This window comes from Nitrospira sp. MA-1, assembly GCA_032139905.1.
GTDB lineage: Bacteria > Nitrospirota > Nitrospiria > Nitrospirales > UBA8639 > Nitrospira_E.
The window spans coordinates 17,487-40,000 of record JAQJDB010000005.1; the positions used below are offsets into that span (position 1 = coordinate 17,487).

General features: G+C 49.9%; 21 protein-coding genes (1 of these 21 only partly in view). 11 read left to right on the forward strand and 10 right to left on the reverse strand.

Going from position 1 to position 22,514, the window contains the following annotated elements; all coding sequences use genetic code 11:
• Positions 1-197 precede the first annotated feature (197 nt).
• Positions 198-2,903 (reverse strand): AMP-binding protein, encoded by a 2,706-nt coding sequence (locus PJI16_04660; protein MDT3776852.1) that lies wholly within the window; start codon positions 2,901-2,903, stop codon positions 198-200.
• 299 nt (positions 2,904-3,202) lie between these two features.
• Between PJI16_04660 and PJI16_04665 the strand changes: the two genes are divergently transcribed.
• Positions 3,203-4,585: a DUF3391 domain-containing protein gene (locus PJI16_04665; protein MDT3776853.1), complete on the forward strand. Its 1,383-nt coding sequence runs from the start codon at positions 3,203-3,205 to the stop codon at positions 4,583-4,585.
• An 89-nt stretch (positions 4,586-4,674) separates the two neighbouring features.
• On the opposite strand, the gene PJI16_04670 is transcribed toward PJI16_04665, so the two are convergent.
• The 4 genes from PJI16_04670 to PJI16_04685 all read right to left on the reverse strand — a co-directional run bounded on the left by PJI16_04670 (position 4,675) and on the right by PJI16_04685 (position 8,666).
• Positions 4,675-5,130 (reverse strand): hypothetical protein, encoded by a 456-nt coding sequence (locus PJI16_04670; GenBank protein ID MDT3776854.1) that lies wholly within the window; start codon positions 5,128-5,130, stop codon positions 4,675-4,677.
• A 1-nt stretch (position 5,131) separates the two neighbouring features.
• Positions 5,132-5,341 carry a leucine-rich repeat domain-containing protein gene (locus PJI16_04675; protein ID MDT3776855.1) on the reverse strand — a complete coding sequence of 70 codons (210 nt, stop codon included), beginning with the start codon at positions 5,339-5,341 and terminating at the stop codon, positions 5,132-5,134.
• Between the two features lie 395 nt (positions 5,342-5,736).
• On the reverse strand, positions 5,737-7,179 hold the full coding sequence (locus PJI16_04680) for a DUF3482 domain-containing protein (protein ID MDT3776856.1): 1,443 nt from the start codon (positions 7,177-7,179) through the stop codon (positions 5,737-5,739).
• Positions 7,176-8,666: a DUF2868 domain-containing protein gene (locus tag PJI16_04685; protein ID MDT3776857.1), complete on the reverse strand. Its 1,491-nt coding sequence runs from the start codon at positions 8,664-8,666 to the stop codon at positions 7,176-7,178. The genes PJI16_04680 and PJI16_04685 overlap by 4 nt, the downstream gene beginning before the upstream one ends.
• Before the next feature lie 259 nt (positions 8,667-8,925).
• Here PJI16_04685 and PJI16_04690 point away from each other — a divergent pair, with 259 nt between their 5' ends.
• Entirely contained in the window at positions 8,926-9,234 is a 309-nt protein-coding gene (locus PJI16_04690; protein ID MDT3776858.1) for a hypothetical protein, read from the forward strand.
• A 206-nt stretch (positions 9,235-9,440) separates the two neighbouring features.
• Here the strand turns inward: PJI16_04690 and PJI16_04695 are convergent, their stop codons facing one another.
• Entirely contained in the window at positions 9,441-10,304 is an 864-nt protein-coding gene (locus PJI16_04695) for a VacJ family lipoprotein (GenBank protein ID MDT3776859.1), read from the reverse strand.
• Between the two features lie 590 nt (positions 10,305-10,894).
• Here PJI16_04695 and PJI16_04700 point away from each other — a divergent pair.
• The gene (locus tag PJI16_04700; protein MDT3776860.1) at positions 10,895-12,517 is read left to right on the forward strand and encodes a sigma-70 family RNA polymerase sigma factor; all 1,623 of its coding nucleotides are present in this window, start codon (positions 10,895-10,897) and stop codon (positions 12,515-12,517) included.
• Between the two features lie 78 nt (positions 12,518-12,595).
• On the opposite strand, the gene PJI16_04705 is transcribed toward PJI16_04700, so the two are convergent.
• Positions 12,596-13,270 (reverse strand): pentapeptide repeat-containing protein, encoded by a 675-nt coding sequence (locus tag PJI16_04705; GenBank protein ID MDT3776861.1) that lies wholly within the window; start codon positions 13,268-13,270, stop codon positions 12,596-12,598.
• A 250-nt stretch (positions 13,271-13,520) separates the two neighbouring features.
• Here PJI16_04705 and PJI16_04710 point away from each other — a divergent pair, with 250 nt between their 5' ends.
• Together PJI16_04710 and PJI16_04715 are read left to right on the forward strand one after the other, a co-directional pair.
• On the forward strand, positions 13,521-14,225 hold the full coding sequence (locus tag PJI16_04710; GenBank protein MDT3776862.1) for a hypothetical protein: 705 nt from the start codon (positions 13,521-13,523) through the stop codon (positions 14,223-14,225).
• Between the two features lie 58 nt (positions 14,226-14,283).
• A complete protein-coding gene (locus PJI16_04715) occupies positions 14,284-14,985 on the forward strand; it encodes a DUF2628 domain-containing protein (protein ID MDT3776863.1) in 702 nt (233 codons plus the stop codon).
• On the opposite strand, the gene PJI16_04720 is transcribed toward PJI16_04715, so the two are convergent.
• Entirely contained in the window at positions 14,982-15,836 is an 855-nt protein-coding gene (locus tag PJI16_04720) for a hypothetical protein (protein MDT3776864.1), read from the reverse strand. The genes PJI16_04715 and PJI16_04720 overlap by 4 nt on opposite strands.
• A 129-nt stretch (positions 15,837-15,965) precedes the next feature.
• Between PJI16_04720 and PJI16_04725 the strand changes: the two genes are divergently transcribed.
• The 5 genes from PJI16_04725 (at position 15,966) to PJI16_04745 (ending at position 19,352) form a co-directional block, all read left to right on the forward strand.
• Positions 15,966-16,571: a 2,3-bisphosphoglycerate-dependent phosphoglycerate mutase gene (locus tag PJI16_04725; GenBank protein MDT3776865.1), complete on the forward strand. Its 606-nt coding sequence runs from the start codon at positions 15,966-15,968 to the stop codon at positions 16,569-16,571.
• A gap of 91 nt (positions 16,572-16,662) precedes the next feature.
• Positions 16,663-17,052, forward strand: coding sequence for a hypothetical protein (locus tag PJI16_04730; protein ID MDT3776866.1), 390 nt, complete (start codon positions 16,663-16,665; stop codon positions 17,050-17,052).
• Between the two features lie 64 nt (positions 17,053-17,116).
• Positions 17,117-17,410, forward strand: coding sequence for a hypothetical protein (locus PJI16_04735; protein ID MDT3776867.1), 294 nt, complete (start codon positions 17,117-17,119; stop codon positions 17,408-17,410).
• Positions 17,411-17,599: 189 nt separating this feature from the next.
• A complete protein-coding gene (locus PJI16_04740) occupies positions 17,600-18,520 on the forward strand; it encodes an Mrp/NBP35 family ATP-binding protein (protein MDT3776868.1) in 921 nt (306 codons plus the stop codon).
• Positions 18,521-18,569: 49 nt separating this feature from the next.
• The gene (locus PJI16_04745; GenBank protein ID MDT3776869.1) at positions 18,570-19,352 is read left to right on the forward strand and encodes a PCP reductase family protein; all 783 of its coding nucleotides are present in this window, start codon (positions 18,570-18,572) and stop codon (positions 19,350-19,352) included.
• A gap of 192 nt (positions 19,353-19,544) precedes the next feature.
• Here PJI16_04745 and PJI16_04750 read toward each other — a convergent pair whose 3' ends face one another.
• Positions 19,545-20,183: a Maf family protein gene (locus PJI16_04750; protein ID MDT3776870.1), complete on the reverse strand. Its 639-nt coding sequence runs from the start codon at positions 20,181-20,183 to the stop codon at positions 19,545-19,547.
• On the reverse strand, positions 20,184-21,275 hold the full coding sequence (locus PJI16_04755; GenBank protein ID MDT3776871.1) for a tRNA-dihydrouridine synthase: 1,092 nt from the start codon (positions 21,273-21,275) through the stop codon (positions 20,184-20,186). It abuts the gene before it with no gap.
• Between the two features lie 255 nt (positions 21,276-21,530).
• Between PJI16_04755 and PJI16_04760 the strand changes: the two genes are divergently transcribed.
• On the forward strand, positions 21,531-22,514 hold the 5' portion of the coding sequence (locus PJI16_04760; protein MDT3776872.1) for a TIGR00730 family Rossman fold protein. 105 nt of this gene lie beyond the right edge of the window; 984 of the gene's 1,089 nt are visible here — the first part of the coding sequence; it begins with the start codon at positions 21,531-21,533; the stop codon falls past the right edge of the window.

The window sequence follows — 22,514 nt, forward strand, 5'->3', positions numbered from 1 at the left end:
GCGCTCTCCCTGGCCGGTCGCACATCAAAGTTGAGGAGGAAAAATCTCAAGTGTCTCTCTTTACTTGAGTGATTAAGGACAGGTGCTGCCCTTTTACTCTGGCTCATGTGTTGCGTGGTTGTCTCTTTCTGTTGCCTGATGTTTGGAGGCAGAAGTCATGTTCGGGCAAGACCAGGTTGAATGATTCCCCTCTATTGTTAAAGAGATGCCACGGCATCCCGGATTTGTGTTGTTGCGCGAAGGTGAGGGTCTTCCCCTCTGGTTGTCCATGTTTCAACCATGGATGGTGTAATGCATAGGCTTTGCCCAAAGGTGAGAGTGATGGGATGACGCTTAGGGGTCTTAGCATCTGGGGGCCAGACCTCAAAACTTCCATCAATTTTGACCGGGATAATGGGGATGTGTAATTCACAGGCAAGAACCCCGAGACCTTTTTTAAAGGGTAGGAGTCGTCCATCAAGGCTTCGCTCTCCTTCCGGAAAAATAAGGAGACTTTTTCCCTTCCGAAGAAGAGTGACTGAGGCCTTGAGAACTGTCACCATGGGCGTCTCCGGCCCCACGGGAATCACATGACCCACGCGTGCGACCCATCGACGAAACGGTGATCGAAAAAAGGGTTCCCAGCCAAGAGTGTAAAGTTGTGAAAAGGTGGATGGTGGCACAGTCCCCAAAATAATAAAGGGATCAATAAAACTCAGATGGTTGGCCGCCAGGATAAAAGGTCCCTCTTTGGGTAGATGTGTGAGGCCTTTGACAGTCAATGGAAAGACTATGCGGGAGAAGCTCCCTACGATAGCCATTCCTATTTGTCCGATGATTTTATTCCCTCTGGAAAGCGGAGCGAGGACTGTGTTTGTCAGGGCTGGAGGGAGTGGGGTTTCGAAGATCTGATGCCAGGAGGAGGTGGTTTCTGTCGGTGCGGCGGGAATTTGCTGGAGAACCATGAGCTTGGTAATCACATCACGCACCGTAACAACTTCTCCCATGAACGTTTCCGGGACCGGTCCCAACCGGCTTTCGAGGGCGGCTTGAAATTCGACGCGTTTCAACGAGTCGAATCCCAAGTCCAGATCCAGGTGATCGTCCAATCGTAGGACGCGGTCTGCCAAAATCAGCCTGTTAAGCGTTTGAATAACCGCTTGGCCTATGGTTGTTTCGCGAATCTCCTGGTCCGTCTCAGGTTCCTGCTCCGGTGCGTGTTCAACGGCAGTTTGTTTTGTTTGAGTCATGGCAAGAACAAGATGCCGTTGGATTTTCCCTAAACGTGTACGGGGGAGGGGATCTTTGATGAAGGTCACACCACTAATCCGTTTGTATGGGGGAAGGGTTGCGGCGACACTATTGAGTGCATCTTTGATGTAGGTGGCGGAGTCATGGATTTTGTGTTCTCGTAAATAATCAAAATTTGGTACGACCACGGCATGAAGATGTTCGCCTTCCCCACCAGCACGGGGGAGTCCAAGGATGCAGAGTTCGGTGATTGCAGGATTCTGTTTGTAGGTTTCTTCCAATTCTTCGGGAAGAATGTTTTTCCCTCCAGGTGTGACGATCAATTCCTTGATTCGTCCGGTGAGAAACAGGTATCCGTCTGAGTCCAGATAGCCTAGATCTCCGGTATGAAACCAGCCATCACGGATAGCCTCGGCCGTTTCAGCCGGCGCTTGGTCATAGCCCTTCATCACATTGGGTCCTCGTACCACCACTTCGCCAATTCCGGATTCGTTCGGCTGATCGATTCGCACCTCGACGCTGGCGAGTGGTGGGCCGACGGAGCCCGGTTTCAGGCGAGACAAGGAACTAAAGGCAACCACGGGCGCTGTTTCCGTGAGCCCGTACCCTTCACGAACCGTAAATCCCAGACTGCCTAAATCCTTTGAGATTTGTGGGTCGAGTTTGGCTCCGCCGCTGCATAAAAGGTGAAGCGAGGGCCCAAACCGCCGGTGAACAGGAGCAAAAAACCGTCGTCCGGGATTCCATCTGGTATGGGTTCTCACAAAATCCGACAGGCTGAGTAAAAGCCTGATGATCCAACGGACCAATCCCGGACGTCGGTCGAGTTCTTCAAAAATCGATCGACGAATCATGGTAAAAATTTGTGGGACCCCTACGGCGATCGTGATCCCGGTCTCATGAATACATTGCACCAGATCCGGCCCCTTGAGTGATGATAGGAAGGTCATTCTTGCACCCAGTAATATGGGAACGAGGCAGGCGATCATGAAGGGATAGGCATGGTGCAGCGGGAGCATCACTAGGAAGTTATCTTCCGGCCCCGCTAAATCTTTTCCAATAATGTCTTTGGCATTGGCCATGAAATTCCGGTGAGTGAGTAACACGCCTTTAGGTTTTTTGGTTGTGCCAGAGGTATAAAGTAACGAAGCCACGTCGTCCGGATTCACCCGCAGGTCAACGGAGGGTTTTTCCTGTCCTTGGTCCATGAGGTCCTTCATGGACAGGTGGTGAGATTCTGTAAGGGAATCCATGTTCACGACGGTGATCGTGGCTGGAAGTTCTCGGATCAGGTCTACAGTTTTTGAGCTCATGAAGACAAACCGACTGTTGGACGTGGTGAGGAAGGACAGAAGTTGCTCCTGTGGCATCTGAATATCCAGGGGAACGGCTGTGGCACCGACGGTGAGAATGCTGAGGTGAGCGATCACCCATTCCGGACAATTTTCAGCCACAATGGCGACGCGATGCCCCGGACGAAGTCCATGCTCATGAAGACCGCTCGCCAGTCCCCGAACAAGCTTCGACACTTCCCCGTAGGTTTGTTGTCGATAGTCTTCTCCTTCTTTTATTTGCAGGACGACATGATCGGCGGCGATTGCCGAGAGTGCGAAAAACGCCTCAGGAATCGTATCTGGAAGGTGAGTGGGATCGATGAGAGGAGCCTGCATCATTTGAGTCTCCTAAAAGGGATGCCAAGAAAAGATGCAAAAGCAAGTCTACCCGAAAGGGGGCATGGTTCCAAGACAAGACTTGGGTAGCGGAAACCGACTCTAAAAAAGCGGCAGGTTGGTGTGATGAAGATTACTCAGCAGGAAGAGCGAAGATTTAATACCCAGGAGGCAAGTACAAAAGCTTAACAAAAAAGCAAAAAAATCCGAAAAAGTCAGGAGATTTCTATTTAGACGCCTGGTGTTTTGCGGCCACTCCCTAACAGGTTATTTTGATTTATTGTTGAAAAAGGGATTGTTCTATGCCGTTCTTTAAAGTTGAAGATACCCGGGATCTTTGCGTCGGGACGTTTGTCAAACTGGAAGGGTCCTGGTTCAGCCATCCTTTTCCCACGAACACCTTTCAAATCAAATCCTTTGATGATCTGGCCACCATTCAAGCCCTCAAAAATGTCGTCATTCTCCAGGATCCCGACCGGTCCGCCTTGTTAGAGGCTGAGGAGGAATCAGATCAAAACCGGCGGCCCTTGAATTTCGAGGAGAGTGCAAGCAGGGAGGAAGATACGGCGGCCATTTTTGAATCAGAATTGGATCCTCCTGCAGACAGCGGACCACTTATTAAAGAATCTTCTTTATCGACAATCCTGGATCGGCGAGAGGATTACTATGAATTTCAGGATCATTTGCGCAAGGTCGAAGGGGCGTATCAAAAAACCCTCGGGCAAGGCAACGAATTGTTTCGGCAACTGAGTGATCGCCGACCGTCTGGACGTAAAACCGCGGATGCGATGATCACCAGTATTGTCACCGCCATACAACATCCCCACACGGCCATGTCTTTAATTGATGTTGTCGGTAGTAACGGTGCCACGTGGGGCCTGTCCGAACATGCCCTTAACGTGTGCACCTTGTCCCTCCTCATTGGCCGTCAATTGGGTTTGGAAGCCGAAGGATTGCTTGATCTCGGGCGTGGAGCCCTCTTCCACGATGTGGGTTATCGCGCGTTACCTATGAACGTACGATTTAGTGCGGGGGGCATGAAAATCGAATCGGATCCGGAGTTGGGGAAACGTCATACGGAGGTAGGGCGACAGCTCATGGCGGCCTTCCCGGATACCAGTCCGGCAGTATTGGAAATGATTGGTCACCATCATGAACGACTGGATGGTTCGGGGTTTCCCAAAGGCATGAGGGCAAGTGGCCTCTCGTTGCCGACCAAAATTGTCATGGTGGCAGATCATTATGATGAACTCTGCAATGCCCCTGATCTGCAAACGAGTCTCACTCCCCATGCGGCCCTGTCCCGTCTCTTTCGCCACGTCGTCATGAAGGAAGAATTGTCCAGATTCTGTCCGGAGGTGGTGCAAGCCCTGGTGCAGGCCATTGGGGTCTATCCGCCAGGGAGCCTGGTAGAATTAACGGACGGATTTCTCGGGGTCGTGGCTCGGATCAATATTCATCACCCCACAAGACCGACAGTGTTGTTGTATGCGCCTTGGATTTGCCGAAGTGATGGAATGTTGGTCAATTTGGCGCAAGAGCCTGAGTTGGAAATCAAGCAAGCTCTCCATGTCAAGGATGTACCCTTGAATGCCCTAGTGTATTTGAGTCCCCGTCGAATGGCCATGTTTGTGCATGCGACCGAACCCACAACCATGGCGTTCAACAGCAGACGGCGGCGGTAATCTCCCAAACCCACCCTGAAGTGTGAACCGGAGTTGATGTGGAGCCGGATACATTTTCTTCAGAAATGAAGTCTGTCTCTAACCACTGTCTAGTATCGGGATGGCCTTGGGTTATGCTTCGAAATGTCGATGGATAAAAAGAAATTCTTCATACAAAATTCTGACGCCAACGCCGACCATATTTTGGCTCCGAATAAAGCTAACCGGAATTTCATCCTGCGGTTCTCACCGGAAGGATTTTTCCCCTGAAAGGCGCCTTTTCCATTTCCTTGGAGAAACAATAATCCGAGGCGATGAAATCCGGACCAATCAACAAACAGACCAGATCGGCCTGTTCTAATTGTTGGAGGATTTTCGCCTCCCAAGGCTCGCCGGGATACAATTGCCGGTCGTGCCCGAACTCGAGGGGAAAAACTTCGTTTTAAAATTTTCAAACACACTTTCATCCGTTCCAAATAGGGATCTTGATTCTTGTGGGGATAGGAAATGAAGACCCGCACGCGCCGAGTCGGGCGGGACGGGTCGGGAAAGACTTTCTGATCCATATCAAGCTCCGGTAACTGGAGAAACCCATGATAGGGTTGCCCCTCCACAATGTCTTGTGCACGGGAAATCACCTGCGGCTTTCCCGTTTTGCCGGGCTTGCTCTAACACCGCAAGCGCCACAAAATCCTTTCCGTCCAGACTCAGTGGTGCAAGCAGTGCGAGGTCGGTGAGCCGATTGTTGCTGCAGTGGAGGGTAGTCAACTGTTCCATGGCGGTCAGGGGTGCCAGGTTTTGAACGCCTACCTTACTAATATTCCGTGGCGCAACCCTGGAAGCTGGGCAAATTCCTGCGGAAGAAGAGGAATGGTTCCCTTTGGACCCTTCCAAGATTCGACACTCTGTTGCAGGGCTAGCTCTTCCAGCCAGGTCAGCTCGAAGAGCTCCGGCGGGAGTCGATCCCAGATGAGGCAGGACAGGTCCAGCGACGCGGCCTGGGTGTCTTTGGCCTCTCGTATGCGCCGAAGACCTTTTTGATAGTCTCGCTCGATTTAATCTGGATTCACGGGAGTCCACTCTACCAAGGTGATTTTAAGTTTGGAACTGGAAACTCCCCCATTTGAGATTGGGCTTAGGTTTTCCCAACTCGATCGTGGAATGAGTGCAGATTAGCGAGCTTGTTGTTTTAACCAGCCTTTGGCTTCCGGGTAAAAATGGCCTAGAATTTCTTGGCTCATCCCTGAGAGTAGAGGAGCGAGGTTAGTCTGGATGCGATCGGTAATTCCGGTTAAGGGTTGTGGAGATTGGGTCAGTTTCCAGAGTTCGTGAAGATCGTCCTTTCGTTGTTCAAGAGCTTTTTCCGTGGCGCGTTGCCAAAAGAGGGGAAACTCTCTTGGGTCAGTGTAGTCACCCCTTCCCCTCCCGCAATGGGTCACCGCTAAATAGCGTAGCAACGCATCGCGTGTTTGCCGGTCGAGAAAGGCAGGAACCCAGGATATTCGATTGGAATCTTCTGTTTCCTGACTTTTGGCATAGGTCCGTTCGGCTAATGCTCCAAGGATGGCTCCACCAATGGTAAAGGCGCCATGAGAGAGTCCTCCGGTGGCTAAGTCTGAGGCCAATCCGGCGGCGGCTCCGCTGGCTAGTGCTCCCCAGAACGTTTCTTCTTCCCATGGTTTTCTTTCACCCGGCACGGTCACATCTTCAATCCTGGACTTGAGTGTGTGTGGGACATTGCCGGTTAACCCATGTAACTCGATCAGGTCTGCCGTGACGGCTGAGATACGTTGGGCTAATCGTTGGTCCAGGGCGTGAATGGCATTTTTGATTTGCGGCTTTTTTGTGAGCCCCGTCGGCTCTTGGGAAAGGCGTTCTCCATCCAAGGCGGTCTCGATCAAGAGTTGAGCGAGACGGGTCATAGATGCATCAAAGATCTGCCGGTGGGTGGCATACCAGGCCTTTTCTAATTTTTTCATCGTGTGATGTTTTTCCGAGGGCAAGGCCTGAGTGACGTGATCCCATAAAACACCTTCTTGAACCCAGCAACGCGTAAAGGCGTCCAAGCTCATCACGTCTTTAATGACGCGATGATTGACCCAATGTTGCCTCCAAAGGGATTCCAATTGTCGCTGTTCTTGTGGATCGATCAGGCCGGTTTGATTCACTAACACAATGACGGGCTTATCGAGCCACGTGAGAAGATCCAGTTCAGGCTGAAGATAGCCCGCCATGGACGGGTCCTCTGCAGCATTGACGAGGTATAACACGACGTCAGCTTCATCCCTGACGTTTCGGATCGCTTGCTGACTGCACCAAAACGGTTTGTCTGCTATACGGTCCCAGACGTGAGACACCATCCACCCAATCGGGTTGGTGAGTCCTTGAAGTCGGCCCAAGAGCTTGTGGCTATTTCCAAAACCTGGGGTATCCCACAGGTTGAGCCGTGAGCCATCAGAAGTCTCCAGCAACACAAAGTGTTCATTTTGAAGTGTGACATGGGCCTGATCGAGCACCTGTCCGATGTCGCGACGCAACAGAGTGCGTGCCAAGGTGGTCTTCCCGATATTCGTGTGGGAAATGAGTGAAAGAGTGATGGAGGAAGGCGCCGTCATGTCATCTCACCTTTTGGGGGCCAAAGAGCAGCTTGTGCTTTCTCAAGAAGCTGGTCGCGGAGGGTGTTCTTTGCATCGAACATCACGATTTGCAGGTGGTGGTCGTTGGCGAGTCGTTGCCAGGTTTGTTGCCGTCCTGTCATTTGTGCCTGATCAGCCAAGTGGCGATAGGGTTCCTGGTCCAGAGCAAGGAGTAAGTGATGTTGTCCGTTACAGGGTTCGATTGAGGTTTGAAGCATATGGAATAGTTCACCGTGCACCTCCGCTTCCGGGGTTTGCGCCAGATTACAAACGAGAACCATCGTTTGGGGTGAGGAGTTTGTCTGCAACCAGGGAACACTTGTCTGTCCATAAGGAAGCGGGTCTCTCCAATGCAAAGTCGCCTGATTGCCAAGGAGGTCCAGGAGGCATTGTCCCAAGAAATCCAAAGTGGCCGGGGTGGGTTGATAACTATACGGCAGAATATCAATTTGGATGCCTTGTCCGCGTTCAGTACTCAGCAATTGCAAATAGTATGGATCATTGAGATTGAGCGTGATGGATTCGGCGGCTTTATGTGCAAAACGTGCGGATAGCCAGGCCAGCATTACCCGGGGTATGACGATTCCCACAAAGGCCGTCAGTGCCCACATATGCATCCACGGAGCAGCAGAGCCATGGCTGGGAGCTTGAAGATCCGCAAGGTCTATAGTTGATGGAAAGGGAAAACCCAGAAGCCAGGCTGCAGGCCCCAAGAGTAGGTGTAAGACCGTATGCACCTGTGTCGCTGATAAGAAGGTGCTTTCCCAGGTGGCTTGATAATCTAGAACTAGTCCACGAACGTACATGCTGAGGATAATGCCTAGCGCCAGACACGCTGATCCAATATGCAGCAGATAACGAACGCGACTAATAATAATGGGATGACAGTATTTCCACCATAGGTTCATAAACCGTTCAGTAGACTGAAGGATCCACTCTCTGCCGGCACCTTCAGGTAAAGCAATCTTTGGCCATGGTCCTTTCCCCAACCATTTGTTTGTGGTGGCCAATCCTTTGGACAGGTGCCGGAGAAGTGGCCCGGTTAGGTCTCTTCCCAGAAGCGGCGACAGAATGGTACCCGCATAGGTACTAATGTTCCACAAGAGTAGAAACAAGAGTGGAAAATTTAGGAGATTGACTTGTTGAGATGTTCCGAGTCCATTGATGAGAAGGCCTGCAGCTAAGGCCGGTATCGCCACGAAAATGAATGGAATCGTGACCTGAACACCTCGAAATGACTCCGTGATGATGGGGTAAGAAGTGGAGAGAAAATTCCAGAGGGATTCAGCCCGATTTATGAGAAATTGTATTGAGCTTTCAGTAGATGGGTTTGGCTGGTGAGACGAGCGTGCTTTTGCTTGTTGGGTGGCCCGTTGTCTGGTGGAATGTGAGATGTAACGTGCCTGCGGGTCTGATTGTTCCAGCGCCTGGATTAATAAAATCTTTGATGCGGCTCTCGAATTCATGACTGGAGCTATTTTGGAATCTGAATCGGTGACATTCTTAGGATGTGGTAACTATGCAAGGACGGAGTTGACCTACGATCATGACTGATTTGACTGTTGTGTGGGTGTAGGAAGTGATGTTTTCTATTGAGTGAAAAATCGCTAATTGCATGGTGTTTGGTCGAGCCAAGGAAAATAGGAAACACCGGGCATGCTCGCCATATTTGAGTTAGGAATGGAGTGAAACCGCACCTACCTGGTGTGACTCAGAAGGAGAAGCATGCAGTTGAGTCTCATGAGATTGGCAATTTTCACCACCATGGTCTTGGGAAAGGAAAGAAACATTCCAACCGGTCCTCACACCTACCTCCAAAACACTAAAGACAGAAACACAACCCCGAGCCCAAAAACTCTCAGGACGACACCAAACATCGCCAGTGGTGATGCCATAATAATGGCAAGAAAAATCGATACAATAAGGGGGACGAGGATGGGCTCTGCCGTCCGTATCCCATCCACAACAATGACAAATATTGGGGGAGTTAGCAAGAATGGCCCAATTGGGAGATGGGTGGAAGTCAGTGGTTGAGTTTTCTGCTGGTTTGGGCATAATTGAAAATTGAATCCTGAAAAACCCTTCCATTTTTCAGGTATGATACCCGTTTCTTTCCTTTCCTGTCTTCGAGAACAGTTGTTGGTGCTATGAAAAGGAGGCAGCGGGAAAATGAAATTTCAAGAGGCTCTATACTCTTAGAGTTGTGGTTGGGGCGGAGTCCAGGATGAGGGGCTTTAGGGCTATTCCTGAATGGCCTTCCTTCGTTGCTGGAGATATGCATTCCGGACGGCTCCATATAAATCGAGCGTGCCTTCCTCAACGCCTTGAAATTTTTCAAGTGTGAGTGCCCGGAGATTCACGGTTTCGCCAGCAACCATTCCAAGCCGTGAAAATGTGACGGTCGGATCGTGTTGGACCAACCTTGGGGCATCAGCGATTTCAATAAAGGGAAGGACCAGCCAATTAAAAGGGTCAAGGAAGGAGTCGCCGATAAAACCAATCCCATCCCGTAATGTGAAGGGTCCCAGAAATGGAATCATGAGGAAGGGTCCCGGCCCCACTCCATAGGATCCTAAGGTTTGCCCCATGTCCTCTTGGGGGGTATCCAAATCAAACATGATTTTCGCCGGATCAAACAACCCTCCCACCCCAAGGGTGGAATTGATGAGGAACCGGCTCAGCTCAATGCCGGCTCCCTGAAACTTTGCCTGGAAAAGGTTGTTGAAAAGTCTCGGCACAAATCGAATATTTTGAAACACGTTAGAGAAGCTTTGCTGAACGTCGGGAGGGATAAAGAAATTATAAACTTTGGCAGCCGGCTTCACCACATATTTGTCCAGTCGGTAATTAAATTCAAAGACGGCGGAATTAACAGGTTCTAGAGGGTCATAGTCCTTGCCCTGGGCTTGATCGGATTCATCAAAGGGATCAAAAAATTCAGTTTCTTTCTCCTCCCCCTCCGAGTCGAGTCCGTCCTCAAATTCAACCATTTGAATAGTCGGCTCTGATTCCATGCCACCCTGGGTCTTGGTGGATTTGGCATTTCCTGCACATCCACTAAGTCCTACGGTAAGGCATAGTATCACCCAGATGGACAATCGCATCGTTTCTCCTCTCATGCCAAAAGCTTCTTTTTGAAGATGTAGGTGGAACCAGTCCACTTCATCCAGTGATTAGAACTTTAAAATAAAACAGTAATACAGAATAACTTCAATTATTTCAGGGATAAACCGAGCGGACTGTAACAAAATCCCTTACCCAAGCCAACAATCTCTCTCCTCGTCCCCACTTCTCGAAAGACCTGTGACTAGTGATAGGATTCAGCCCTTTCTCGTCTGTTTTGGTAAAGGCATGAAAAAGACTGCTGAAAGTTTTGTCAGATTCCTTAACAAAACATTACAGAGAAAACCTTGGAAAACTTAGATTCTGCCATTCTTTTTCATGATGTTCCTCAGAGGTCGTAAAGTGCATCGACGTTTTCAATGAGGCTTTTCTCTTTAGAGGGAAGATCGTCCTCAGTATTGGAGAGGAGGCAGTATTAACGAATATCAAAGTGCTGCATGTGAAAAAGCTTTTTTAGTGGCACTCCCTTTGCTGGTTTGTCGTAAGTGACCCATGCGGTTCACGGGGCATCAATGCCTCTTAACCAGAAGGTCAGATGACCTGAGAACGTTCAATAGAAGGGAGATGAGCTATGAGCCCATCGGTGTCGGAACAGAAGGCTTCCTGGAATGGTTCCATTAAACGGGGGAAAAAACAGGACCGTCACCCTGTCTTGTCCGGCGGTGGCTCCCCTGATGTGGATAGGTCGTCAGGAATAAGTGACAAGCAACTTCCCCTATACCTAAAGGAAATTGGGCAAGTGTCATTACTAGACCGTGCTGGTGAAGTTCGTCTGTGTAAGAAAATTGAGGAAGCCCGGCGAAGCATGCTGGATATTCTTTACTCCCTTCCTATGACGTTGAGCTATCTTCAAGAGCAGCGTATGCGGTTGATGAATGGCGAAATCGTGGCTAAACACATTGTTCAAAAGGAGAAAGAGGAGTATGTAGAGGCCGAGTCGGAGGAAGAATGTGACATTCCAGACATCCAAGCCGAGCAGCTAGAAGATGAAGAATTTCGTCAACGGGTCATTCAGCAACTGAGTCATCTTTGTCACTGCGTTGAATTCATGATGACGAAGGACAATGACTCCACAGCTATGCCTGGCGCTTCGACCTCTGTGCAAGCAAGAAAAAAATTATGGCAAAGTCTTGAAGGAGTGAATTGGCATCCTGCGTTCACGAAACAGGTGGAATGCCGCATACGCGCAATCGAACGTCAACTTGCAGAGTTGTTGAAACGGTTAGGAATATCCTCCCGAGAGATTAATAATAGTGCCGAGGCAACAAAAGGGATGAGCCGGGAATCTTTCTCTGTCAGGAACACGGTTATTGAGGCCACCTCAAGTTCCCATCGCTTGGCCCGGGAAGCAGGGGAACACCTCGTATATTTGGAGCAAGAAGTTTTGCGCATGGGCTTTTCCGAATTTCTCGCACGGGTTGGGCAATTAGACCAAGCCAAGATCCGTCTGCATTTCGCCAAGGAGGCGATGTTGGAGGCAAACTTACGTCTGGTTGTTAGTGTGGCAAAACGATATGTGAATAGAGGTCTCGATTTGCTGGACCTCATACAGGAAGGCAATATTGGCCTGATGCGTGCGGTAGATCGTTTTGAGTATCAGCGAGGCTATAAGTTCAGCACCTATGCGACGTGGTGGATTCGACAGGCGGTAACCCGGGCATTAGCCGATCAATCAAGGACAGTGCGGATTCCGGTACACGTGTGTGATGTGCTTACTCGAGTGCGACGAACGTTGGAACGTTTAGCGGTACAATTGGGGCGTGAACCGAAATTAGAGGAGCTCAGCGGCGCTGTGGATATTCCTCTGGATAAACTGTCCACCATGTTGGAAGCGACAAAAGGGACTCTGTCGCTGGAGACTCCTATGGGCGATGAAGACGGGTCGCCTCTTTCTGATCTCTTGCAGGACCATGCCGCAGTTTCTCCATGTTATTCTGCGGAACGGATGGATCTACAGGAAAAAGTGACTACCTTATTAGGGACATTAACCCCTCGGGAGGCACATATTATTCGGCGACGCTTCGGAATTGGAGAGCTTGAGGATGCCACTCTTGAAGAGATCGGCATTGAATTTTCTGTGACCCGAGAGCGGATTCGACAAATTGAGGAACGGGCGTTAGCTAAATTGCGTGAACCCCAACGAAATGTGGTCTTGCGTAATTTTTTTCAACCATCCGGTCCAGCCCTAGAATAGCCAGATCCTTTTGGTGAACGTGCTATGTTGAACCAGAATGGTGGTTGAATTCAGATTGGGACAATCTAGGAAAGGCCATTAAGGAAAAAGCGAATCACCGGAAGGTGGGGAAGAGTCAGTCGTTAAAGATTCGTAATGACCCAGACTACTTTTGAAATTGACTCCCGCTGTCTGGGCATTGAGGAAGGTCGTTCCATTAAGATTGGCCTGCTGGAAATCGCTCCCATACAGGTCAGTGTCCTGAAAATCTGCCCAAGCACAGTCCGAGCAAAAAAAGTTTCCATCCCGAATTTGAGCACGGACGAATGTGGCGCCGCGAAGTGTCGCATGCTGGAACTCGGTTCCTTGAAGGTTCGCATGCTGGAAATCCGCCCATATAAGATCGGCTTGTGAAAAATTCGCCCAGGCTAATTGGGCACCTCTGAAACGGACACTTCGCAGATTCGCGCCTTGAAAATTTGCGCCACGCAGGTTCGCCCCCTCAAAATTTGCCCCAGGGAGGTAGGCTTCTTGAAAATTGGCATTCCGAAGATCCTGGTGGCGGAAGTCGGCCTCGCGAAGGTCAATCTGAAAAAAATCCAGGGAACTTGGCGGAGCTGTGCGGGCAGACTGTTCGTGTTCAGATCGTTTGTCTTTTTTGATTCCAGCCTGCTGGGAGCGTCTCCAATTCTGATGGGTGTGGAGAAGAAGGGCTCGGTCATTTTCAACTTCGTTGGGAGGAGGCTGCAAGGGACGGTCTTCAATTGATGCCATAAAGAGATGCCTTGAAAAGACAACAGAAAATGAAAAATGAATTGACAGGGATCAATGGGATGTAGATCACAATGAAACCTTAGCGAAATTGATAACAAGGGTCTAGTCCAAAAAGCGGGTCTGGAGGGACCATGGAAGCATCAATATGGTATACAAATACTCCTGGCTTTGGACATGAAAAATGATCGAAGGATGTTCCAAAAAATTTTATTGGCGGATATCACAAAAATTAGACATGTGGTGATGTGAGATGGAATTGACCATTTTTGTTTTATGGACGGTGGTGGCGCTATTGGGCTATCAACTGTGGGTGTTGTGGAAAGCGCATGGGTCATTTCTGCAGATTCTGAAGGAACTTCCTGATCGTATTCGATCTGGCTTAGGGGTGGTAGGCGTTAGAGAGCTGAAGGACATTCAAGAAAGATTTTATCGTCTTGAGCAACGGGACCATAATAGGAAGATTCCAGAGACAACGGGCGAAAAAATCGACCAGCATTTTCAAGAATGTTTTCAAAAAGTGGACCCCCCTATTGATTGCCTCGAGCCCATTGATGCCTCACTCTTTGCCATGGACGGACCTGTCCCCCGTTCCAGGTCGATCATGTGGAAAGGCCTTCGCTTTACCCTCAGCGATTCGATTTGGTTCCATGCAGGAGTGGTGTCGAACGAAGGTGTAGAAGATGACCAAGTCCAAGCCATGGTGCATGGACCATTTTGTCGGAGGTGTTTGAAGCGATTGGTGGGGAGGGTTCGTGGTCAGGATTCAGGTGTTCCACCGCAATGCCACAACTGTGGCCTATCCTGGAGCATACATGAGCCCGACTATACAGAAATGCCCCTTGGTGATCTCAAGCGCATGGTGTATGGCATGCTTGATCGAAAAGTAAGAATGAGTCGAAACGTTCAATGCGAAGTCTCCATTGTGGGGGAGCAGGATTCAGGTGCTATCCAGTGATCTTTTGCCGACAGACAGAACTTGTGTGGGTGTAGTTGGGATGCTATAACCGACCACTATGCTCCTCTGCCCTTCCTGTTCACAGGAGAATCCAGATACCGCGAACTTTTGTTTGCAGTGCGGAAAAGCGCTTGGTTCCCCACCTTCAGAGACTGTCCCAGAGGTCAATTCTGAAGAACCCGGGGCCAGGACACCTCCAACTCAATCCCAATTGTGGGAAACGTTCATCGGTCCAAGTAAATCCATTCAATTTTCCGTCAAGACCGGGTGGGTGTGGCGGTCGGCTTTTTTGTACTACAAAGAAAAATTTGAAAATATTGAAACCCCTCAAGGTCCACGATTTGCGTTAAGTTGGAACTGGCCCGCCGCCCTGTTTGATTCGTTTCTTTGGTTTTTATATCGAAAGATGTACCTGTTTGCGTTGTTATACGCTATAGCCCCGGCTCTGGCCATTTTTATGACTGGGGATGTGATGGTGGGAATTGTGTCAAGAATATTGGCAGGAGCCAGCGCGAATTACTTGTACTATTGGCATGTGAAAGACAAGGTACAGAGAATTATGGCGATGCCCGGTCGTGATGATACTGGTCGTGCTCACCTGATTCAGGAGGAGGGTGGAGTACAACCTTATGTCCTCTGGTTGGGGGTGGTGCTGCATATGCTCATGTTTGGTTTACTGGCGGCGACCCTTGTTCAAGGGCCTCCGGTTGAGGATCCTCTTGGTGGAACGGAAGGACGTCCTGTTCAAAAATTCTTTTAAGAGGGAGAATCGGGATTCTTGATGGCTGGATGGCCCTGGGATTGATTTGAGGCGGTCTGCCAATTGAACCAGGCTCGAAACCAATCATAATCAGATTGGTAGGCGGTAGATTTGGCGTCCCCCTGTTTGCCTTTTTCAGTCAAGAGGGTGTAGGTTCTGGGCCAATTTTTTGTCCACCAGGATTTGAGGGCTTCGGGTGAGGAGGGCTGATCGTCTGACTGAAAAATATCTCCGGCATCAACAATCTGGGCGATGAGCTTCCACGCTCGATCTTTTCCCAAACCTAAATTTCGAAAATGTTCCCGTAATAAAAAGACTACCCATAATTCTGCACTGTGTTTCTTGTTGTGTTTAAATGGTTGTGTTTGACGAAGGGGAATCGGGTCAAAATTTTTGATGATTGAGGTATAATCGGGGCCTCCGTACTCTCCCACCAATTCGGCAATACCCTCTAACATGTTGGCCAATTCGACCTCAACTTCCGATCGAGGGGAGTCCGCAGGCATGGCCAACGGACTCGGTGTTGTGAGCATATCAATGACGGGCTTGAGTTCTCTGAGGCGACCGACTGCAGCCTTGAGGATACGTTCTGACTCCAACCAATAGTCAGAATCATTTTTGGCCGTTCGTTCTTGTCCTGCCGGGGGAAGGACTGCGGGAATCCAATGCCGGATGAGTGTAAATAGTATGTAGTCCAGATCACCGCCTTCCTGAGCCGCTCGATCCAAGGCGTTTTGCGGCCCAAGGCCTTGTCGGAAAAACTGTTCTGTTCGATCTGCGACGCCATGTCGGCCAGCCAATGCAGTCCACCAGCGTGCGAATTGTTCCAATTTATGTTCGTCAGAGACCATATGGTATCGAAAGCAGGGAAAAAATTTTCTGGTCATGGTACGATTCGGTGCCAAGCAATGCAAGCAAGAATAGGTCACTGAACAATGTTGAAGAGGCAACCACGAAAGGGAGCGAGGGAGGAAAACTAGATGGCTCAGTTGGTGTTAATTCGTCATGGCGAATCTCAGTGGAATTTGGAAAACCGTTTTACGGGCTGGGTCGATGTCCCATTAACTCCTAAAGGAGAACAGGAAGCCCGCGATGCTGGTAAGAAACTTAAGTCCTTTCAGTTTGATTGTGCATTTACCTCGGTGTTGATGCGCGCCAAGGAAACCCTCCGATTGGTTCTGGAAGAAATTGGACAGACGACGATTCCCATTGAGGAAAACAAGGCGCTGAATGAGCGGATGTATGGAGAGCTGCAGGGGCTCAACAAAACAGAAACGGCACAAAAATATGGCGACCAACAGGTGAAAATTTGGCGGCGAAGCTTTGATGTGCCTCCCCCTGGTGGTGAAAGTCTGAAGGATACCGCTGAACGAGTCCTTCCCTATTATGAAAATCGAATCCGGCCGGCTCTATTGGCAGATAAAACGGTCTTAATCGTGGCCCATGGCAATAGTTTGCGGTCATTAGTTATGCAATTGGAGCAATTATCAAAAGAAGCTGTGCTTGAATTGAATATTCCGACGGGTGCACCATTATGGTATGAATTGGCCACATCTGGGGAGGTAACCGACCATCGATATTTGTAATTGAGCTAGAGCGCCTTGTTGAAATCTCTAAAGCGCAATTTCAAGTCATCATTTGCCGGAGAAGATTGCTTTATATCTGTTTGGTTGAATCATGGTCGTCATTTTCCTTTTCTTTATTGCAGGGTTGTGGATGGCCGATGGTATGGCCTTGTTGATTGCCCCGGAACGCATGATTGCCACCTTGCGACAGTCGCTGGTTGTGGCACCAGGGTTTATAAAATGGGGCGGCGTTGCAGCCCTATTGGGAATCCTTCTGTTATTCGGAACCAGAGGCATCCCCTACCAACTTCTTTGGATCGTCGTGGGTTTGAGTATGGTTGCGAAGGGCATTTTCCTGTATGCCGGATCGGATCGTTGGCGATTACGGATCGTCAAATGGTGCTTAGAGCGGGAGCTGATCGATTATCGCATCTGGGGCCTGGCGTTATGTACCCTTTCTGTCTTGCTCTTAGATGCGTTGGGCTGGGGCAAAGGACCCTAGGTTGTTGAAATGATAAGAGCAATCTGATGCGGCTATGCCAAAAGCATCATGATATTGAGGGCATATGAAAGATATTGATCGAGAAAAGCTTTACGATACCTGGCAGGTTCATCAATCTATGGATTGGCCGGACGGGTTAGGGGGTGATGAAGGGCAACTCATGACGTTGGATACAGTCATTGGAGGATGTTTGACCTATTACCTTGATGAGCATCATCTTGATGAAGCACGGATTGAAATCTTACGTGATTGTCTTACTGAGCTGGAATCTCTCGTCCCTGACCTAAATGAAGCCACGAGTGAATATTTCAGACGTTTGCAATTTCTTGGCGTGACCCTTCTACAAGATTTTTCTTAAATCTAATTTTGCTTTTTTTCGCTCTTCCTGCCCCTTTTCCCGTTGCAACCTAAATGAGCTCCCTTTCTGGACAATTTAGGACTTCTGACTTTCATGGAAATGGTTTTGGCTGGTTTGACGCTGGAAAAAATGCTGTGGTACCGTGGTTGCTGGTTTCTACCTATTGCCTGTCACAGTAAGGTACCGACAATGAGTCAACAAAATGACCTAAAAACGATTTTGAATAAACTTCATTATTCCGACGATGCCAAGGTGGTGGCGCAGATTTCGGCCCAGACCAAACTGGTCATGGCACGAATGAAGGGGATTCGCCGCAAGGTGGTGGTGATGAGCGGCAAAGGCGGGGTAGGGAAAAGTATGACCACCGTGAATCTGGCGTTGGCCTTCGCGCGAATGGGGCAACGGGTGGGATTACTGGATGTGGATATTAATGGGCCTTGTGTGCCGCAAATGTTGGGCATGCGCGGGAAGGGCTTATTGGATACCCCGGAAGGGGCGGTGCCGCCGACCGGTCCGTTAAATATTAAAGTGGCGTCGATGGATTTTCTCCTACAAGAAAACGCTCCGGTGCGGTGGAAAGGTCCCATGGACCTCAGCCCGGTTTGGTTGGGCATGACCGAAATGAATGTGATTCGGGAATTTCTCTCCGACATGGTCTGGGGAGAATTGGACTATTTGTTGGCCGACCTGCCCCCAGGGGCGGCAGCCGATAAGCCACCCCTCCTGGCCGGACTCATTCCTGATTTAGCGGGGGCGGTGGTGGTGACGACGCCTTCCGAGGTGGCTTCGAATGTCGTCCAAAAATCCATTGCCTATGCCCAGGAGCTGGGTATTGAGATTTTGGGGGTGGTCGAGAATATGAGCCAGTACCGCTGTCCCTCCTGCGGGGAAGAAAGTCCCTTGTTTGAGGGGGATACCGATTCCATGTGTGAGGCCTTGGGTTTGCCTCTCTTAGGACGCATTCCCTTTGATCGGAATTTTGCCCGCACCTTTGATAAGGGGGAACCGATTCTGGATGGAGGCAATCCCACTGCGGCGAAATATCAGGACATTGCCAAAAAGGTTCATACATTGTTGGATTATCAACATGTTTTAGACGGGAAAGTGTAACGTCTCGAAGCGATCGTTGGCCTTCGCCGACGTTCAGAAGGGAAACGATATGAAGTTTGTTTGTCTCAAATGCGAAACCTATATGACTTTTGAAAAAGTCGAAAAACCTGCTGAAGGCTCATTGGGGGTGTTTTTTGAATGCCCTTCCTGCCAATCGCGGTTTTCGATGGTGACCAATCCCGGCGAGACCCAGATGGTCTCCTCTTTAGGTGTTCAGTTGGGCGGGAGAACCGAAGCGCCCAAACCGTTAGAAATGACTCGGGGCGGGTTAGAGGACAATGTTTCGGCTGGCATGGGACAGATGGCCGCCTATTTGAACGAAAAAATTCAAGGTGGCCAACCGGCCGCGGCTCCCTCGACCCCAGCCGCTTCTGCCGCCCCGGCTAGTGCCGGAGCACCAGGTACTACTTCGGAAGGCGGTGGATGTCCCTTTTCGGCAATGGTCGCCCAAATGGGTCTGGGCTCAACGGGCGCCACAGGCACCCCAGCCCCTCCGGCTGGAGTGCAATTGATCTGGTCGCCGGATGCCCAAGAGAAGCTGGCCAAACTGCCATCGTTTGTGCAGCCGATGGTCAAAAGCAGCGTAGAGACCTATGCCCGGAAGAGCGGTTTTACCACCGTGACTCTTCAGGTGATGGACGATTCCAAGAATGCCTCTACGGAGGGGATAAAGTGGACGCCGGAGGCGCAACAGCGGTTGGATAATATTCCCGACTTTATTCGCCCCATGGCGCGGCGGGAAATCGAACGTCTGGTCAAGGAGCGGGGACAGTCGGAAATTACAGCAGAGATCATGGAAGAGGCCAAAGAAAAGTTTATGAAATTTATGTAAATCTCGATTGATATTTGTGTTTTCACAAAGGCGGCTCCTGAAAAGGAGTCGCCTTTTTTGTTATTCCCACGAAAGTGGAAATCCAGTCTTGTCTTACATTTCAAAAATGTGCGGGGTTTCGCTCCTGCCGACGAGGTCCTTTTGTTTCGGCAAAAGGACACCCTTGCTCGGGGACGAAACCCAGCATAAAGATTAAGCAAAATCCTTCCAATTCGCGTATGGCTTTGTTCGGTAAATGGCTTCTGCCTTCACGGGAAGTTCAACTCCAGCATGCTCTAGAAGTTGAGCTAGCTTCCCAAGTGGTAATCCCACGACCGTGGGATAATCTCCGTCAATTTTTTCGATAAGATGTGCTCCTTTTCCTTGAATGGAATAGGCACCGGCTTTCCCCAGGCTATCTTGTGTCGCCAGGTATGCCTGCAAGTCGGTATCTGAAAAGTCCTTGACCCAGACTTTGACGGTTTCTACCCATGTTTCCTCTATCTGTTTAGCCTTGCCTACCAAAACCAAACCGGTATGGACGAGATGGCATCGGCCGCGCAAGCGAGTCAGCATATGGTGGGCATCTTCGAGGTCTGCCGGTTTGCCAAGGATCTGGCCATCCAATTCAATGACGGTGTCACTGCCGATGGCAAGGCTGTCCGGATAGTGACTCGCCACGGATTGGGCTTTTTCAAAGGACAGGCGTCGGACATGATTGGCGGGTGTTTCTTGGCCGAAGACTTCTTCATTGATTTCGGGCGGAATGATTTCAAAGGGAATTCCCAAGAGGGTCAGCAATTCTTTTCGACGAGGCGACGAGGAGGCCAGGATGAGGTGAGGATCTGGCATTTAGGAGGTGGTGATGGTGGCCGGTATGTCCATGTTCTGGTTGTCTATGGCACGGGCTTGATACTGGTTGACCAAATTGATCACATCTGTTGTGGAATGGGTACGAACGAGTTGTGCGCGCATTGCCGCAGCATAGGGAAATCCGGAGCAATACCAGCCTAAGTGTTTGCGCATGCGTACGAAACGCTCTGGCCCATGGACCCGTTCAAACAGGGAGGCATGTTGGATCATGATCCTGAATTTTTCTTCCAGGGTTGGAGTATGCTGTGGTGGAATGCAAGCTTGTCCGATCCGCAACATCTCTCGTATCTGTGGAATCCCCTGAAAAACCCATGGGTTGCCGAGTGAGCCACGGCCAATCAACACGCCGTTAACGCGGGATTCCCGAATGCGGGCAGCAGATTCTCCCAGACTCTGAATATCGCCATTACCCATGACAAGAATGCCGTGCGGCTGGATTCGGCTTGCGGCGAGGGCGATCGCCTCCCAATCGGATTGCCCCCGGTACATTTGTGATAGCGTACGGCCGTGAATGGAGATGACCTCCGGGCGTCCCTGGATAAGACAGGAGCTCCATTCTTCGATCATATTCCGGTCGAAGCCAATGCGGGTTTTGACGGATAACGGAATGGTTTTGCGAATTGAGGAGTGGTGTAGCTCGCTCTGAAGCTGGCCGATGGCTTCCAAGGCTTTGGCCTTCAGCCCGATTTGAGTCAGGGTCTGGCCTTCAGCCCAATCCTGGACGCCTTTTCTGGCCATCTCTATCAGTTCCAGTGCCAGATTTGGCGTGCGGATCAATCCGGCGCCACTTCCCGAGGAAGCGACATTTTTCGAAGGGCAGCCCATGTTGATATCCAACCCATCAAACCCCAATTCACAGACCACATGGGCCGCTTGGTAAAATAAGGCAGGTTCCTTCCCATAAATTTGGGCAATGACGGGACGTTCCGCTTCCGAGTATCGCAGGCTGTCGAGGGCCTTAAGTTTCCCGGAACAGATGTCATGGACATTGGTAAATTCCGTAAAGACCACATCAGGTTTCCCGTGTATTGCCACGATATGGCGGAAGGCCGAATCAGTGACGCCATCCATGGGGGCCAATCCAATAATTGGTTGAGGGAGGGACCGCCATAGTGTGGAAACGGTTTGCGGGGAGTGAGTCATGAGCTGTGCGAATGAAATCGGATGCTTGAGTTCTGAGGTTATTTTACCGAAAACGTCTAGGTGTTCCTTTAAATCTTACACCTTTACTTCTTATACAGCCGACCGACCATTGACGGGAAGCGTCTGGAAAAGCCCAGTTGGTACATACTTGTTTTTGTCGTTGATGAATTTGGAGGGTAGTGGATGTCATTACGTAAAAATACATTTTTGGAAATGCCATCTGATGTGAACCATTGCGCAAAAATAAATGTGTTGGAAGAGGAGATTGTACGCGAAATCAAATCTCTTTGGACAGGACCTGACAATGATGTGCGGACGGCCTTATTAAAAGAAATGCTCGGAAGTGTGGTTAGGCTACGTGATTTAGATACGGATGTCATAGATGTCAAGATTCTTCATCGAGCTTTAAAAGAGCTCCGCTACGCCTTCCGGGTATTTCGGCAATATCGCGAGGTGAAAAAAGTCAGTATTTTTGGTTCAGCCAGGACCCCAGTGGATGATCCCAACTATAAGCTGGCATCCCGATTTGGGAAACTCCTCAGTCAACGTGGCTTTATGGTGATCACTGGTGGCGGGCCAGGGATTATGCTAGCCGGGAATGAGGGGGCTGGTCGGGAGAATAGTTTTGGGGTGAATATAATGCTGCCTTTTGAGCAAGCCCCGAATGCGATGATTGCGGATGATAAAAAGCTTGTGCATCTCAAGTATTTTTTTACGCGAAAATTGTTGCTGGTGAAGGAAAGCCATGCCGTCGCCCTTTTCCCTGGAGGATTTGGGACGTTAGATGAGGCGTTTGAAGTTTTAACGCTGATTCAAACGGGGAAAACCCACCCGATTCCCGTCGTGTGTATCGAATCCCCTGGTGGTAATTACTGGAAACGAATGATGGAGTTTTTGGAGCAACAACTCTTGTCTCGTGGGTTTATTCATCGATCCGATTTAGCGCTCTTCAAAGTCGTGTATTCGGCAGAGGAAGCGGTTGAGGAAATTCAGCAATTTTTCCGGGTGTATCATTCTTTGCGGATGGTGAGAGATATGATGGTTATCCGAATTCATCAACAGCTCACGCAGGCGGAGATGATTCAGTTAAACCAGGAATTTTCGGACCTCTTGACCGATGGAGAGTTTCGGCAAGTTGCGGCGTTGCCCGAGGAAAAGGATGAACCC

Coding starts and splice junctions, on each gene's coding strand:
- PJI16_04660 (MDT3776852.1), bottom strand. CDS start 2,903: ATGATGCAGGCTCCTCTCATCGATCCCACTCACCTTCCAGATACGATT.
- PJI16_04665 (MDT3776853.1), top strand. CDS start 3,203: ATGCCGTTCTTTAAAGTTGAAGATACCCGGGATCTTTGCGTCGGGACG.
- PJI16_04670 (MDT3776854.1), bottom strand. CDS start 5,130: ATGGATCAGAAAGTCTTTCCCGACCCGTCCCGCCCGACTCGGCGCGTG.
- PJI16_04675 (MDT3776855.1), bottom strand. CDS start 5,341: ATGGAACAGTTGACTACCCTCCACTGCAGCAACAATCGGCTCACCGAC.
- PJI16_04680 (MDT3776856.1), bottom strand. CDS start 7,179: ATGACGGCGCCTTCCTCCATCACTCTTTCACTCATTTCCCACACGAAT.
- PJI16_04685 (MDT3776857.1), bottom strand. CDS start 8,666: ATGAATTCGAGAGCCGCATCAAAGATTTTATTAATCCAGGCGCTGGAA.
- PJI16_04690 (MDT3776858.1), top strand. CDS start 8,926: ATGCAGTTGAGTCTCATGAGATTGGCAATTTTCACCACCATGGTCTTG.
- PJI16_04695 (MDT3776859.1), bottom strand. CDS start 10,304: ATGCGATTGTCCATCTGGGTGATACTATGCCTTACCGTAGGACTTAGT.
- PJI16_04700 (MDT3776860.1), top strand. CDS start 10,895: ATGAGCCCATCGGTGTCGGAACAGAAGGCTTCCTGGAATGGTTCCATT.
- PJI16_04705 (MDT3776861.1), bottom strand. CDS start 13,270: ATGGCATCAATTGAAGACCGTCCCTTGCAGCCTCCTCCCAACGAAGTT.
- PJI16_04710 (MDT3776862.1), top strand. CDS start 13,521: ATGGAATTGACCATTTTTGTTTTATGGACGGTGGTGGCGCTATTGGGC.
- PJI16_04715 (MDT3776863.1), top strand. CDS start 14,284: ATGCTCCTCTGCCCTTCCTGTTCACAGGAGAATCCAGATACCGCGAAC.
- PJI16_04720 (MDT3776864.1), bottom strand. CDS start 15,836: ATGGTCTCTGACGAACATAAATTGGAACAATTCGCACGCTGGTGGACT.
- PJI16_04725 (MDT3776865.1), top strand. CDS start 15,966: ATGGCTCAGTTGGTGTTAATTCGTCATGGCGAATCTCAGTGGAATTTG.
- PJI16_04730 (MDT3776866.1), top strand. CDS start 16,663: ATGGTCGTCATTTTCCTTTTCTTTATTGCAGGGTTGTGGATGGCCGAT.
- PJI16_04735 (MDT3776867.1), top strand. CDS start 17,117: ATGAAAGATATTGATCGAGAAAAGCTTTACGATACCTGGCAGGTTCAT.
- PJI16_04740 (MDT3776868.1), top strand. CDS start 17,600: ATGAGTCAACAAAATGACCTAAAAACGATTTTGAATAAACTTCATTAT.
- PJI16_04745 (MDT3776869.1), top strand. CDS start 18,570: ATGAAGTTTGTTTGTCTCAAATGCGAAACCTATATGACTTTTGAAAAA.
- PJI16_04750 (MDT3776870.1), bottom strand. CDS start 20,183: ATGCCAGATCCTCACCTCATCCTGGCCTCCTCGTCGCCTCGTCGAAAA.
- PJI16_04755 (MDT3776871.1), bottom strand. CDS start 21,275: ATGGATGGCGTCACTGATTCGGCCTTCCGCCATATCGTGGCAATACAC.